This window comes from uncultured Arenimonas sp. (assembly GCF_963976025.1).
GTDB lineage: Bacteria > Pseudomonadota > Gammaproteobacteria > Xanthomonadales > Xanthomonadaceae > Arenimonas.
Window position 1 is genome coordinate 1 of the sequence record NZ_CAXBJS010000059.1, and the last position, 15,478, is coordinate 15,478.

At 67.7% G+C, this 15,478-nt stretch carries 9 protein-coding genes; all 9 read left to right on the plus strand.

What is annotated here, in order from left to right:
- Window positions 1–108: 108 nt before the first annotated feature.
- On the plus strand, window positions 109–471 hold the full coding sequence (gene rbfA / locus AACZ35_RS06535) for a 30S ribosome-binding factor RbfA (RefSeq protein WP_188662571.1): 363 nt from the start codon (window positions 109–111) through the stop codon (window positions 469–471).
- A gap of 11 nt (window positions 472–482) precedes the next feature.
- Window positions 483–1,403: a tRNA pseudouridine(55) synthase TruB gene (gene truB, locus AACZ35_RS06540; protein WP_339827356.1), complete on the plus strand. Its 921-nt coding sequence runs from the start codon at window positions 483–485 to the stop codon at window positions 1,401–1,403.
- Between the two features lie 132 nt (window positions 1,404–1,535).
- Window positions 1,536–1,796 (plus strand): 30S ribosomal protein S15, encoded by a 261-nt coding sequence (gene rpsO, locus AACZ35_RS06545; protein ID WP_339827358.1) that lies wholly within the window; start codon window positions 1,536–1,538, stop codon window positions 1,794–1,796.
- A 138-nt stretch (window positions 1,797–1,934) separates the two neighbouring features.
- The gene (gene pnp / locus AACZ35_RS06550) at window positions 1,935–4,031 is read left to right on the plus strand and encodes a polyribonucleotide nucleotidyltransferase (protein WP_339827360.1); all 2,097 of its coding nucleotides are present in this window, start codon (window positions 1,935–1,937) and stop codon (window positions 4,029–4,031) included.
- 211 nt (window positions 4,032–4,242) lie between these two features.
- On the plus strand, window positions 4,243–7,719 hold the full coding sequence (locus tag AACZ35_RS06555) for an Ig-like domain-containing protein (RefSeq protein ID WP_339827362.1): 3,477 nt from the start codon (window positions 4,243–4,245) through the stop codon (window positions 7,717–7,719).
- Between the two features lie 83 nt (window positions 7,720–7,802).
- Window positions 7,803–12,197, plus strand: a complete 4,395-nt coding sequence (locus AACZ35_RS06560; protein WP_339827364.1) for an Ig-like domain-containing protein — start codon at window positions 7,803–7,805, stop codon at window positions 12,195–12,197.
- A gap of 13 nt (window positions 12,198–12,210) precedes the next feature.
- Window positions 12,211–12,858, plus strand: coding sequence for a DUF5671 domain-containing protein (locus tag AACZ35_RS06565; RefSeq protein ID WP_339827366.1), 648 nt, complete (start codon window positions 12,211–12,213; stop codon window positions 12,856–12,858).
- The gene (locus AACZ35_RS06570; RefSeq protein WP_339827369.1) at window positions 12,855–13,277 is read left to right on the plus strand and encodes a hypothetical protein; all 423 of its coding nucleotides are present in this window, start codon (window positions 12,855–12,857) and stop codon (window positions 13,275–13,277) included. Before AACZ35_RS06565 ends, AACZ35_RS06570 begins: the two co-directional genes overlap by 4 nt.
- 87 nt (window positions 13,278–13,364) lie before the next feature.
- A partial coding sequence (locus AACZ35_RS06575) for an Ig-like domain-containing protein (protein WP_339827371.1) occupies window positions 13,365–15,478 on the plus strand: 2,114 nt, incomplete at its 3' end.

Sequence of the window (15,478 nt, forward strand, 5' to 3'; positions counted from 1 at the left end):
CGAGTGCGGCATCGCGGTGAAGGCCTACAACGACGTCCAGCCGGGTGACCAGATCGAGTGCTTCGAACGCATCGAGGTGCAGCGCACCCTGTAAGGGAGGCGGCAGCCATGGCGACCAAGAGCTTCCATCGTACCGACCGGGTTTCGGCGCAGCTGCGCCGCGACCTGGGCCAGATCGTGCACCAGGCGGTCCGTGAATTCGGGCTGCCGTCGGTGTCCGTTTCCGACGTCGAGGTGACCCGCGACCTGGCCCACGCCAAGGTGTTCGTCACCGCGCTGCTGGCCGACCAGGGCCCGGCGGCGGTGTCGGCGCTCAAGGAACTGGCGCCCGAACTGCGCCATCGCCTGGCCCAGGCCGTGCGCATGCGCCACGTGCCCGAGCTGCATTTCCACTACGACGATTCGGTGGACAAGGGCGAGCGCATCGAACAGCTGCTGCGCGAGAACCCCGTTCCGCCCGCCGAAGACTGAAGGCCCGCCGGATGGGCCGCACCGTATTCCGGCCGCTTGACGGCCTGCTGTTGCTCGACAAGCCTGCCGGCCTGAGTTCGAACCAGGCCCTCCAGCGTGCCCGCCTGCTGTTCCGCGCCGAGAAGGGCGGCCATACCGGCGCGCTCGATCCCCTGGCCACCGGCCTGCTGCCCCTGTGTTTTGGCGAAGCGACCAAGATCGCCGGCCTGCTGCTGGGCGGCCGCAAGGCCTACGAGGCCGGCGTGGCGCTGGGCCGCACCACCGACACCGACGACGCCGACGGCGAAGTGCTGCGCGAGCGCCCGGTGCCCGCGCTCGACCGCGCCCGCGTGGAGGCGGCCCTGGTCCCGCTGACCGGACGCATCCGCCAGCGCCCGCCGATTTTTTCCGCGCTCAAGCAGGGCGGCGAGCCCCTGTACGTGAAGGCCCGGCGCGGCGAAACCATCGAAGTGCCCGAGCGCGAGGTCGAAGTGGACGCGATCGAGCTGCTGGAACTCGACGGCGACACCCTTCGCCTGGCCGTGACCTGTGGGTCCGGCACCTACATCCGCAGCCTGGCCCGGGACCTGGGCGAAGCCCTGGGCTGCGGCGCCCACGTGACCGCGCTGCGCCGCACCTGGGTCGAACCCTTCCTGCAGCCGCGCATGTTCACCATCGAGACCCTGGAAGCCGTGGCCGCCGGGGGCGGCGATGCCGCCCTGGACGCCCTGCTGCTGCCGGTGGAGGCAGGCCTGGTGCACTTCGAGGCCGTGCACGTGGACGCCGGCCAGGCCCGCAGCCTGGGCCACGGCCAGCCGGTGCCCGTCGCAGGCGAGGTTGCGACTAACCTGAACCTGGTCGGCCCCGACGGCCGGTCGCTGGGCCTGGGTCGTCGCGACGAAGCGGGGCAGGTCTGGCCAAAACGCCTGTTCCGCTGGGCCAGCGCCTGCTGACTTGTCCGGCAAGCCCTTGTCCGTTAAACTTTTGCGGCTTTTACCGAAGCAATTCCCCCAACCGGCGGGCCATCGCGGTGCGTCGCCAGAGGCGACGTTCCTGCAGGCTGCGCATCACAAAGAGAAAACACAATGTCCATTGATTCCGCCAAGGTCATCGAAGAGTTCAAGCGCACCCCGAACGACACCGGTTCGCCGGAAGTCCAGGTCGCGCTGCTCTCCGCCCGCATCGACCAGCTGTCCGACCACTTCAAGGCCCACAAGCAGGACCACCACTCCCGCCGCGGCCTGCTCAAGATGGTCAACCAGCGCCGCAGCCTGCTCGGCTACCTCAAGAAGAAGGACGTCGCTCGTTACCAGACGCTGATCGAGCGCTTGGGCCTGCGCCGCTAAAACCAGTTTCAAAACACACGGCGCAGAAATGCGCCGTGTGCATTTTCGGGGAACGGAAAAATCCGGGATCGGAAATGCAACAACCGCGGGGCAGGGTGCCTCGTGGGGATGAATCCAGAGACAAAGGAAGCGATAAACGTGGCGAAAGTAACCAAGACGTTCCAGTACGGTCAGCACGAAGTCACCCTCGAGACGGGCGAAGTCGCCCGCCAGGCGGGTGGTTCGGTCATCGTCAAGTTCGGCGACACGGTCGTGCTGGTGACGGCGGTTGGCAACAAGAACCAGCGCGAAGGCATGGACTTCTTCCCGCTCACCGTGGACTACATCGAGAAGTTCTACGCCGGCGGCCGCATCCCGGGTGGTTTCTTCAAGCGCGAAGGCCGCCAGACCGAGCGCGAGACGCTGGTCTCCCGCCTGATCGACCGTCCGATCCGCCCGCTGTTCCCGGAACACTTCCGCAACGAAGTGCAGGTCATCGCCACCGTGATGTCGATGAACCCGGAAGTGCACGGTGACATCCCGGCCCTGATCGGCGCGTCCGCCGCGCTGGCGCTGTCGGGCATCCCGTTCGCGGGCCCGATCGGCGCTGCCAAGGTTGGTTACGCCGACGGCAAGTACCTGCTGAACCCGACCATCACCGAGCTCAAGACCTCGGACCTGGAACTCGTGGTCGCCGGTACCGCCAACGCCGTGCTGATGGTCGAGTCCGAAGCCAAGGAACTGAGCGAAGACGTGATGCTGGGCGCCGTGATGTTCGGCCACCAGCAGATGCAGGTCGCCATCAACGCCATCAACGAGCTGGTCGCCGAAGTCGGCGTCAAGCATTGGGACTGGAAGGCGCCGGAAAAGGCGCAGGCCCCGATCGACGCCATCAAGGCCGCCATCGGCAACCGCCTCGAGGCTGCCTTCCAGGTGCGCGACAAGCTCGAGCGAAAGGAAGCCATCTCCGCGCTGAAGAAGGACGTGCTGGAATCGCTCAAGCCGCAGGCCGAAGCCAACGGCTGGAACATGGCCGACCTGGCCAAGGAATTCGGCGAGTTCGAATACAGCACCATGCGTGAGTCGGTGCTCAAGACCAAGGTCCGCATCGACGGCCGCGCGCTCGACACCGTTCGCCCGATCTCGGTGCGCACCGGGGTGCTGCCGCGTACCCACGGCTCGGCGCTGTTCACCCGCGGCGAAACCCAGGCCATCGTGGTCGCCACCCTGGGCACCGCCCGCGACGGCCAGATCATCGACGCCGTGGAAGGCGAGTCCAAGGACCACTTCCTGTTCCACTACAACTTCCCGCCGTACTCGGTCGGTGAAGCCGGCCGCATGATGGGCCCGAAGCGTCGCGAGATCGGCCACGGCCGCCTTGCCCGCCGCGGCGTCCAGGCCGTGATGCCGACCATGGAATCGTTCCCGTACACCATCCGCGTGGTGTCCGAGATCACCGAATCCAACGGCTCCTCGTCGATGGCCTCGGTCTGCGGTTCCTCGCTGGCCCTGATGGACGCCGGCGTGCCGATCAAGGCGCCGGTGGCCGGTATCGCCATGGGCCTGGTCAAGGAAGGCAGCGACTACGTCGTGCTGTCGGACATCCTGGGCGACGAAGACCACCTGGGCGACATGGACTTCAAGGTCGCCGGCACCGAAGGTGGTATCTCGGCGCTGCAGATGGACATCAAGATCGACGGCATCACCGAAGAGATCATGAAGGTGGCGCTGGGCCAGGCCAAGGCCGGTCGCCTGCACATCCTGGGCGAAATGAACAAGGCCATCACCGCGCCGCGTTCGGAGCTGTCCGAGTACGCGCCGCGCCTGCTGACCATCAAGATCCACCCGGACAAGATCCGCGAAGTGATCGGCAAGGGTGGCGCGACCATCCAGGGCATCACCAAGGAAACCGGCACCCAGATCGACATCCAGGACGACGGCACCATCGTCATCGCCTCGGTCAACGCCGCCGCCGCCCAGGCCGCGAAGGCGCGCATCGAGCAGATCACCTCGGACGTCGAGCCGGGCCGCATCTACGAAGGCAAGGTCGCCAAGATCATGGACTTCGGTGCGTTCGTCACCATTGCCCCGGGCAAGGACGGCCTGGTGCACGTGTCGCAGATCTCCAACGAGCGCGTCGAGAAGGTTTCCGACAAGCTCAAGGAAGGCGACCTGGTCAAGGTGAAGGTGCTGGAAGTGGACAAGCAGGGCCGCATCCGCCTGTCCATCAAGGCCATCGAGGAAGGCGAGGGCTAAGCCCTGCTCATTCCAGCTAAGAGCTGAACGAAAAGGCGGGCTTCGGCCCGCCTTTTTTTTCGGCGCATGAGGCAAACCCGAGACCGCCGCTGCCCTCCGGTTCGGCGGCACCTGGCCGGCTGAACGACGCGGGAAGATTTCTCACCGGGCCTCGACTGGCTTGCGTTAGATTGGGCGAATCTTTGAATTCAAGCGCCTCAGGGCCTACCGAATGACCCACTATTCCGTGCTTCGCCTTCTCTCCGTGTCGCTCGCCACGGCGCTCTGTCTCACCTCGGCCGTCGATGCCCAGACCATCGAAACCATCGCCGGCAATGGCGCACAAAACTTCACTGGCGAAGGTGGGCCCGCACTGGAGGCCGCGATTGGCTTCCCCTCGGCGGTGGTTGTCGTGCCGGGCACCTCCGCTTACTACTTCAGCACCGACGGTACCGTGCACCGGGTGGACGACCAGGGGCGGGTGACCATGATCGCCGGTGAAGCCGGCGAATACGGCAGCACCCACGGGTACAGGGGGGATGGCGGTCCAGCCATCGATGCGCTCTTTTCGAGCATCACCTCGCTCGCGCTGCATCCGTTCGACGGCGACCTGTACCTGGTGGACCAGGAGAATGCCCGCGTCCGCCGAATCGACGGCAACGGCATCGTCACGACGGTGGCGGGAACCGGCCTGAACCTGTTCAGCGCTGACCCGGGCCCCGCGACCGAGCGGCCCCTGCGCTTGCCCAAGGCCATCAGCTTCGGTGCGGATGGCACGCTGTACGTCTCCGACCACAGCAGCATCCGCAAGATCGGTCCGGACGGCATCATGCACCGCATTGCCGGCGACGGCACGGTGGGTTTCTCCGGCGACGGCGGCCCCGCCATCAACGCCAAGCTCAGTGCGCCCGACGGCCTGGTGGCCGGCCTGGACGGCAACCTGTACATCGCTGACCGCGGCAACGGCCGCCTGCGGATGATCGACGCCGAGGGCATCATCACCACCATCGGCGCGTTCAAGCCCACCCGCCTGGCGGTGGACATCCACGGCAACCTCTACTACGGTCGATCCGACATCGCGCGCATCGAGCGCTACCTGCCGCATGTGCAGGCCACCGAACCCGTGGCCGGGAACGGCAGCTTCGGGTTCGCGGGCGATGGCGGTCCGGCACTGGACGCCCAGATCAGCGCCTGGGCCAGTCCCGCGCTCTCGGAGTCCGGCGATGTCTACATCGCGGACTACATGAACAATCGGATCCGCCGGGTCTCCAGCCTGGATGCTGGGCTGCCACGCGCCAACTTCGACGGGGCTCACATCGACGAAGGCGACAGCGGCATCACGATAGCGCCCGTCGTCGTTCGCCTGGAATCCCCGGCCATCGTGCCGGTCGAACTGCAAGTCACCACCCTCGACAGCACGGCGACCGCGGACCACGACTACCAGGCCATGCAGGCCGAGCCGTTCGTGATTCCCGTGGGCGAAACGGAAATCACGATCGACATCCAGGTCAACGGCGATACCTATGTGGAGGGCTACGAGAGCTTCAATGTCCAGATCGACCTGATCAGCGGCGCCGTGGTCTCGGGCGGCGGCTACCGCGGCAGCGTGGTCGTGGCCATCCAGGATGACGACCAGCCCGGTACGCAGGCGTTTTTCCTGCGCGACGACATCGACATCGTGCCCGAGAACGCCTCGCCGCACCTCGCCCTGGTCACGCACAACGACAGCATCCAGATGCAGCCGGACGGGAGCCTGAGCATCCTCGTCCCGCCGGCCCGCGGCACCGCCTCGTTCAACTACGGCTACCTCCGGTACACCCCTCAGGCCGACTGGACCGGTGAAGACACGTTGACCTACCAGGCCTGTGAAACCGCCGGCCGCTGCCTCTCCGCAACCGTGCGCCTGCTGGTCAGGCCCCTGGACGACCAGTTCATCTCGGCGGGTGGACACACCGGTCGCGAGCGCTTGCGCATCACCGACCTCCGGGCGATGCCCGGCGCGCGTTTCCTGGCCACGCCGCTGGTGGCGCCGCGCGAACTGCCTTTCACCCTCGGCGTGGACACGACCCCGGAATCCCCTTGGGATTCCAACCAAGGCGTGGCCTGGCAGCTTCAGACCCTGGCTGCGGCTCCCGATGGCCAGGCGAGGCGCGTGCGCGTCGTGGCCATGGACGGTACCCAGTTCTCGTTCAACGCCACGCTCTACATGGGCCTGGACACCAATGGTGACGGATTGCCGTCCGAGGACGAACTACGCTGCATCCAGATGGAATTCGAGCGGCGCTGCGAGCTCGAGATCCTGCAGGCGGCAGGCCAGCCGGTGCGCTATTGGGTCATGCTGCAAAGCCGTAATCCTGAGCCCCAGCAGGTTGAGGTGGATGTCTTCGAAATTCCGGTGGTGCCGACCGACGGCAGTTTCGCCGCCACCGCCCCGGGTCAGTTGCCCGATGGTCAGGATTTCGACCTGACCGTGCTGTGGGAGGACGCCACCTTCCTGTCCGGACAGCTGCGTGCGGGTTTCATCCGGGTACTGGCCGATGATTCAACCGACATGGGCGAATTCCTGGTCCTGCTCTCCAACGACAGCCTCTCCCAGCGTCCGGTGCGCCTGGTGCCGGGCGAAACGCGCCGGGTCGCGTTGGCGCCGGGCGGCGAGAACAAGCGCATCTATTTCGACGTGCCGATGGGCACCACCCGCGTAAGCCTGGCAAGCCAGAGCGACGCCAACGTGGACCTGTACCTGGTGCCCGTGCCCCTGCCGGGGGGCAGCGCCACGCAGGTGGCGCCGGTGCCGGAGCCGTACACGCCGGTCGCTGCTGGTGAGGGTCCGGGCGGCGCGGAATCGCTGGTGGTCACCTCAGGCCTGCTGCAGCCGGCGCGCTGGTACGCGGTCGTCGCCAATCGGGACGACGAGATCGCTGAAGTTGCGCTCACGCTCGAGATCGAAGCTACGGCGCCCGAGGTCCGCTCCGGCAGCTACTTCAACGACGACCGTTCCGGCCATGGCCTGTTCGTTTATCCGGCCGGCAACATGTGGGCAGGCCTTTGGTACACCTACCGGGAGAACGGTTCACCGACCTGGTATTACCTGCAGGCGCCGGCGCCCGGTGCGAACGGGGCCTGGAACGCCCCCATCTACCGTGCCGCCTGGCATGGCAGTGCCAACCACCTGGTGGAAGTGGGTTCGGCCACGATGACGCCAACGGGTCCCGACGCCTTCCAGTTCAGCTACAACATCGATGGGCTGGAGGGATCGGAAGCCATGGCCGCGCTGGGCCGCGGTTGCCCCAACCTCGGCGGGGCGTCGCAGGACCTCAGCTCGCACTGGTTCGATCCGGCCCACGCCGGCACCGGGTACAGCGTGCAGATGCTGCCCAACTACGAGTTCATGGCCGCCTTCGTTTACGACGCCCTGGGCGAGCCGCGCTTCCTGGTGGCCGAGAAACCCGGCTTCGGCGATGCCGATGACGTGCTGGACGTGGAGCAACTGGGCGGTGTCTGCCCGAGCTGCACCTATTATGGCCGTCCCAGCCGCACCACCGTGGGCACGCTGCGGCGCGTGCTGGCCAATGGCACGCTGCAGTCGATCGAGCTCGACGCCATCTTCACGACGGGCCCGCTGAACACGCCAGTGCCCGGCGCCTGGAGTTCGGTTGATGTCGTCGTGCCCCTGGGCGGACCCGGCACCACTCAGGGCTGCGCGCCCTGAGGGGCGCGGGTCCTGAGTTCCCGTGCGGGGGCCGGCTTGATTCGGTATCTTTCGACGAAACTGCTTTTCCGGGGACTGTTTTAATGCGATTCGATTCTCGTCGCGGGTGCCGCGGCCTGGCCGCAACGGCACTCGTCCTGGGCCTCGCCTGGTCCCACCTGGGGTTCGCCCAGACCATCAATGCATTTTCCGGCGGTGGCGTCGGCGACGGTTCGGCGGTGGCAAACGCCGCGTGGCAGGGACGCGAAATGGTCGTGGATGGCGCTGGCGCGATCTTCATTGCCGAAAGCGCGGGCAACCGGATACGCCGTGTTTCCCCGGCCGGAAACGTCTCGACCTGGGCAGGCCCGGCCAATGCCTGGTACCACGGTGCGCATCCGCCGCAGTTTGAAATCGCCCTGTCGTCGCCGTCCCAGCTGAGTACCGACGGAGCCGGCACCATTCACGTCTATGAAGCCGGTCCGCGCCGCATCCGCGAGATTGCAGCCAATGGCGCCGTGCGCCTGCGCGCCGATGCCGCTGCCCTTGGCAACCGCTTCAACGTGCAGGGCCTGGCGAGTGATTCGTCGGGCAATCTTTTCCTCTCGGCCGACAACGCGGTCTGGCGCCTCGACCAGGCGGGCGTGTTCACCGTGGTGGCCGGCACCGGCACGGCGGGTTATTCAGGCGACGGGGGTCCCGCCACTTCCGCCATGGTGTCCAGCCCCCGCGCCCTGGCCCGTGCCTCCGACGGCACGCTGTACGTTGCTGATCGTGGCAACGACCGCGTCCGGCGCATCTCGCCGGCCGGCGAAATCTCGACCCTGGCCCAGGTGCCGTGGCCGGAGAAGCTGCTGCTGGCGGCGGACGGCCACCTGTACGTCGCGGGTGGTGACTTCCGTGTCCGCCGCATCACGCCTGCGGGCGTCGTCACCGTGGTCGCCGGCAATGGCGAAAACACCAGCGGCTACAGTGGTGACGGTGGGCCGGCCGTCGATGCGGTGCTTTCGACCATCAGCTCGCTGGCCTTCACTGCTTCCGGCGACCTGCTGATCGCACATGGCCCCGGGATCATCCGTCGCGTGGACGCCGGCGGCATTATCCATCCCTGGTCGGGCGTGCTGCTTGGTGACGGCCTGGCCCGATTCGAAGCCGCCTTCGGCCAGCCAAGCGCCCTGGCCACCGACGGCCAGGGCAATGTTTACCTTGCCCACCCCAACCGCATCCGGAAGCTGACACCTGCCGGTGTGGCGAGCACGGTGGCCGGCCGTAGCGGCGCGGGATCCTCTGGTGACGGCGGCCCGGCGCTGGACGCACTGTTCCGCACCATCGAAGGTTTGGCCGTGGACGCGGCCGGCAACGTTTACTTTTCCGAGACCAGCAGCAACGTCGTTCGCGTCGTGCGGACCGACGGCACGGTCGAGCGGGTTGCCGGCACCGGTTCGTCTTCGGCATTCGGTGACGGCGGGCCCGCGGTGGACGCCGGCGTGCCCCTGCCCAGGGGGCTGGCGGTAGACGGGCAGGGCCGGCTTTACATCGCCAGCCGTCGCAGCGTGCGCCGCGTTGAGCTCGACGGCAGCATCACGACGTTCGCGGGTGGGTTACAGAGCGGCTACGGCGGCGACGGCGGGCCGGCCACGCAGGCCCTGTTCTGCGCGCCCATCGACCTGGCCTTCGTGGGCAGCGCGCTGTTCCTTACCGACCGGTGCAACCACCGCATCCGCCGCATCGATGCGGCCGGCATCGTGACGACCGTCGCCGGCAACGGCAGCGATGCCCGGCCCGTTGAAGGCGAGCCGGCCCTGCAGAGTCCCTTCACCTTGTCGGGATCCATGGCGGCCGCCGGCGACGGCAGCCTGTTTGTTGCCGAGCCGGTCTACCGTCGCATCTACCGAATTGGCACCGCTGGCGTGGTGCGCCCCGCTGCGGGCACCGGCCAGTCGGGTTACGGCGGCGACGGCGGCCCCGCGGACCAGGCCAGCTTCAACTTCATCGGTCCACTGGCCGTGGATGCGTCGGGCGCGCTCTTCGTCGGTGACCAGGGCATCAACCTGCTGCGCAAGGTAAGCGGATTCCCCCAGCAGCCTTCGCCGCCGGTGATTTCCATCGCGGACGCCTCCGTGCTTGAGGGGGATGCCGGCACCTCGATCGCCCGCTTTGCTGTCAGCCTCGACCGGGTGTCGTCGGATCCCGTCGGCTTCCGTGTGCGTGCGCAGTCGGGCACCGCCCTCGTGGGCACCGACCTGGTCGCGCCTGATGGCGGCGATCGCGTGATCGCCGCCGGGCAGCTTTCGGCCGACGTCGAGGTCGAGGTGATTGGCGACACGATTGACGAATCGGACGAGACGTTCGAGCTGGTGCTTGAGTCCATCACCGGCGCGCAGTCCGGTCGGGCCGTGGCCACGGGAACGATCATCGACGACGACACCACGGGTGGCCCGCCCGGGGGCACGGGTGCACCGTTTGCACGGGCCGATCGCCGCGTCGTAACAGTCAATGCGCCGGCGTTCCTGGTCGACGTGCTGGACAACGACGACTTCGATCCCGCCAACCTGGGTGCCGCGCCGGTGGCGCTGGTGGGAAGCGCCCAGGGCGGGCAGGCCACGGTCGTCGGCGACGCTGTGCGGTTCACCCCGCAGGCTGGATTCGCCGGCGAGGCGGGTTTCCGTTATCGCCTCTGCGATACCCAGGCGCGCTGCAGCGAAGCCGCGGTGTCGATCATGCTGCGGCCGTTCCCGCGGCGCGATCTCGAGGTGCTTTCGCGCTCGGGCCGTTTCACGCAGTCCCTGCAGGACCTGCCGGCGATGCCGGCCGCCGTGTTCCGGACCACGCCGCTGGCGCCGGCCTTGTCTTTCGCGCTGACGCCTGGCGTCGATGACGCGCCTGCCAGTCCCTGGGATTCCGCCGCCGGCAGGGCCTACCAGGTGTTTGCCTTCGATGTCGCCGATGGCGCCCGGGACGTTCCGCACATCGTGCACGTGGACGCGCTGCAAACGAGCGGCGGCGAAAAGCTTGACCTCTACCTGGGCCTGGACCTCAACGGCGACGGCCTGCCGCAGGCGAACGAAGTGCGCTGCATCGACGCGCAGTCGTCCAGCCCGGGCTGCGACGCGCAGCTGCCGGCGCCTTCGGCGGGCGTGGGCCAGTACTGGGTGATGCTGCACAACCGCAACGCCGGTGCTGCCAGTGCAAACCTGGTGGCCTTCGACGTGCCCTTGCTGCCTTCCGACGGAAGCCTCATCGCGACCGGCCCTGGCATGTTGCCGGCGAATGAAGCCTTCGACCTGCTGCTGTCCTGGCGCGACCTGGGTTTGCTCGGGGGCGAGCGCCGGCTGGGTTATGTCTGGCTTGATTCGTCTCCCGGCGAAACAATCGGCGGCTTCCCCGTGCGTCTGCATCGCACTGCAAACGTCGAAGAACCCATCCTGCTTACGCCGGGGATGCCCACCGGGGTGCGGCTGGCACCAGGCGGCAGCCATCGCCGCATCTTCCTGGACGTGCCTGAAGGCAGCACCCGCCTGCGCGTGACCTCCAGCGCACCGGACAACTCCTTCACCATGCAGCTGGTGCACGCGGGCGCGGATGACGATGCCGCCGACACCTCGGTGCCCGAGGCATCGCAGGCGGGTGTCGCGCTCGCACTCCCCAAGCGCGGTTCGGCCGTGCACGCCGTGCCGGATCCCGGGCGCTGGTACGTGGTGGCCAGCAATACCGGTGTGGCGCCGGGCGAGATGATCCTCACCGCCACCATCGAAGGTGCGGCGCCACAGGTGCGACCGGGCAGCTACTTCAACGGCGAACGCCCCGGCCACGGTCTGTTCCTGTATCCGGCCGGCAACCAGTGGGCGGGCCTGTGGTACGCCTATGCCAACGACGGTGGCCCGACCTGGTACTACCTGCAGGGCCTGGCCCCCGGCGCCGACGGTGTCTGGACCGGCGAGCTCTACCGCGCCGCCTGGAACGGCAGTTCCAACCTGCTGGTGGACGTGGGCGTGGCGACGGTGGCCCCGAGCGGCCCCGATGCCTTCACCTTCAGCTACACGATCGATGGCCTTTCGGGCAGCGAGCCGATGGCGTCGCTGGGTCGCGGTTGCCCGACCTCGGGCGGGCTGCCGCAGGACCTCAGCTCGCACTGGTTCGACCCGGCGCGCGCCGGCACCGGCTTCAGCGTGCAGATGTGGGAGAACTACGAGTACTTCGCCGCCTTCATCTACGACGCCCGTGGCGTGCCGCGGTTCCTGGCGGCCGAACGCAGCGGCTTCGGTGGCGCCGAAGCCACGCTGGCGCTGCAGCAGCTGAGCGGCAGCTGCCCCACCTGCACGTTCACGCCCAGCCAGCGCAGTGACGTGGGCACGCTGCTGCGCCGGGTGTCCGGCGGCAGCCTGGACACCATTGAACTGGACCTGGAGTTCGCCGACGGCGTGCCGGGCCTGTGGAGCAGCATCGACAATCTTGAATTGCTCGGGGGCCCGGGAACCACCCAGGGCTGCGCGCCCTGACTGAGGAAATACGATGGCGAGCACCGGAACACAGGAACTGGCGTTGTTCGTGCGCGATGCCCTGGCCAGTGGCCAGGATCGTGAATCGATAAGCAAGGCTCTGACTGCCGCCGGCTGGCCGGATGCGCTGGCTGCCGATGCCCTGGCGGCCTACGCGGATGTGCCGTTCCCGGTGCCCGTGCCGCGGCCGCGGCCTTACCTGTCGGCGCGCGAGGCATTCCTTTACCTGACGCTGTTCGCGACGCTCTACATTTCCGCCTTCCAGCTGGGCAGCCTGCTGTTCGACCTGATCAACCGCGCCTGGCCGGATCCGGCCGACCCGGCCTGGCAGGTGGAGCGGCAGCTGGGGTCGATGCGCTGGGCGATGGCTTCGATCGTGGTGGCGTTCCCCGTGTACCTGTTCCTGGCGCACCACCTTTCCCGGGCGATGGCGCGCAGTCCCGGCAAGCGCCTTTCGGCAGTGCGGCGCTGGCTGACCTACCTGACTTTGTTCGTCGCCGCCTGCGTGCTGGTGGGCGACCTGATCACCCTGGTGCACGCGCTGCTGTCGGGCGAGCTAACCCTGCGCTTCGTGCTCAAGACCGCCGTGGTCGGCATGATCGCCGGCGGCATCTTTGGCTGGTACCTGTGGGACCTGCGCAACGAGGAGCGTGAGGCATGAGCGCGGGCAGGGCATTGGCACTGGCTGCCATCGTGGTGGTGATCGCGGCGCTGGGCATGGGTCTGTGGGCTTCCGGGTCGCCTTCGACGCAGCGGGAATTCCGGCTCGACGAACGCCGCATTCGCGACCTGCAGGCCATCACCACCGCCGTTGAAGGGCACTATCGCAACCAGGCCGAGCTTCCCGCAAACCTCGACCTGCTGGCCGATGCTCCGGGAAGTCGTCTGTCCATCGCGGATCCCGTCAGCGGCGAAGGCTACGACTACGAGATCGTGGATCAGCACCGCTATCGCATCTGTGCGACGTTTACCCACGACACGTCCAGGGCCACGGATGAAGCGATTCGCAGCGGCGCGTCCTGGTGGCACGGATCGGGACCGCACTGTTTCGACAGGCGTGTTCAGGAAGAACAAGACTGACGACCAGCGAAGTGTCCTGATTTTCTCCTTCTGCTCGTAAGTCCTCTCGTTACAATGGCTGACAACCGCCCCCCGGGAGTTATTGTCTTGGTCAATTCTTTGCAGGGTCGTGCCCGGCTGCTGTCGTGTGCAGTACTTCTTTCCGCATTGGCGGCCTTGTCCGCGACGGCGGGTGCCTCGGAGACCATCAGCACGCACGCCGGCACCGGCGCTGCCAGCCCGATCGAGTCGGAAGTGCCGAGGCTCGAGGCGAACTTCGAAGGGCCTACCTTCATCGACGGCGGTGGCGCGGGCTCGGTCGCCGACGGTGCCCGTATCCGGGCGGTCAGTTCGCAAACGGTCTGGACCTACCTGGGTACCGGCACACCGGGGTTCGCAGGGGATGGTGGCAGCCGCGAAGACGCCGTCATCGGCGTGCCCGGAGGCATTGCCCATCTGCCGGAGGCGGAGTCGGCCGTGCTCTATTTCACCGATCCGGCGACACACCGCATCCGCATGGTGGACACGCTCGACATCGTGCGTACGTTCGCCGGTGACGGCACGGCAGGCGATTCGGGTGACGGCGGCCCGGCCGCCGACGCAAGGCTGGATACACCCACGGCGCTGGTTTCGAACTCTCTGGACCACACGCGCTCGCTCTTCGTGAGCACCGGCCACCGGGTACGGCAGATCCGCCTCAATCCGCAGTCATCCGAACCGCCCTCGGGCGTCATCGCGGCGTTCGCAGGCACGGGCGTCGCGGGTTTTTCCGGTGACGGCGGGCCCGCGGGCAGCGCCCGCCTGGATTCGCCCGGGGCCCTGGCGGTCGCACCGGACGGCACCCTTTACATCGCCGACAATGGCAACTTCCGGATCCGGCGGGTGACGCCGCAGGGCATCATCTCCACGGTGGCTGGTACGGGCGTGGCCGGCAGTGCCGGCCTGGGCGGTCCCGCGGCGCAGGCCCAGCTGGAGACCGTCTCGGCGCTGGCGCTGGACCAGCAGGGCAGGCTCTATATCGCCCAGGCCGGGCAGCACCGCGTTCTGCGCATCACCAGCGACGGTCGCCTCGAACAGTACATCGGCACCGGCACGGAGGGGTTCTCGGGGGACGGCGGCCCGGTGCGCGAGGCCAGGCTCAACCAGCCCTCCGGCTTGGCCGTCGATTTCAGGAACCAGCTCTGGATCGCCGACAAAGGCAATCGCCGCATCCGCATCACCAGCCCGCTGATCGCCGACGGGGCGACGGTGCCCGAGGCGCCGGGCTTGCCCCGCGCCTATTCGGGGGTTGGCGCGGTCAGCGTCGAGGTTGATCCGCCTGCCGACGGTGGCATGCCGATCCTCGAATATATCTATGAAGCGACGCCCGCCGATGTCCCGCCGGAGGTGAGCTATCTGCCCCGCAAGCCGATATACGGGCTCCAGAATGGCCGCACGTATACCTTCACCGTGCGTGCCCGCAATGCGGTTGGTGTCGGACCGCCGTCCGCGCCCACGAACGAAGTCGTGCCGCTGCAGTCGATGCCCCGCTTGTCGGCCCCGGATGCCCAGGCAGTGGAAGGCAACGCCGGCGAAACCTTGGCCCAGATGGTGTTCCGCCTTGATGGCCCCGCCGTGATCCCGGTCGAATTCGCCGTGCGCAGCAACGGGGGCAGCGCAACGCCGGGTGTCGATTACGCGCAGGTTCCGTTGACGCCGCTGCGCATCGATGTCGGGCAAACCGAGGTGGCCCTGCCGGTGACGATCTACGGCGACACCACGCGGGAGCAGGACGAAACGATCGAGTTCGACTGGGACTTCGGCATCAGTGGCGCCCGACGGGAAATCCCGCACACGCGCCGCTGGAAACTGGTGGTGCGCGACGACGACGCCCCGGCGCCGCTTGAAATCGTGCTGCGCGACGACCGCGTGTTGGTGAAGGAAGGCAGCGGTCCAAACACCTTGCTCAATCTGGAGAACGACGATTTCGATCGTGCGCGCCTGGCCGGCGGCAGCCTGGCGGTGGTGGCGCCACCCACGAAAGGCACGGCCACCGTCGATGGCGGAGGTACCCCCGCCAGCGCCGTGGACGACGTGCTGCGCTACCAGCCGGCCGCTAATGCCACCGGCCAGGACCAGTTCTCCTACCGCGTCTGCCTCTCCGGCGGCGTCTGCGGCGAGGCCACGGTTTTCGTGATGATCCGGCCGCACATGGACGAGGAGTTTTCGACCCAGTCCACGTC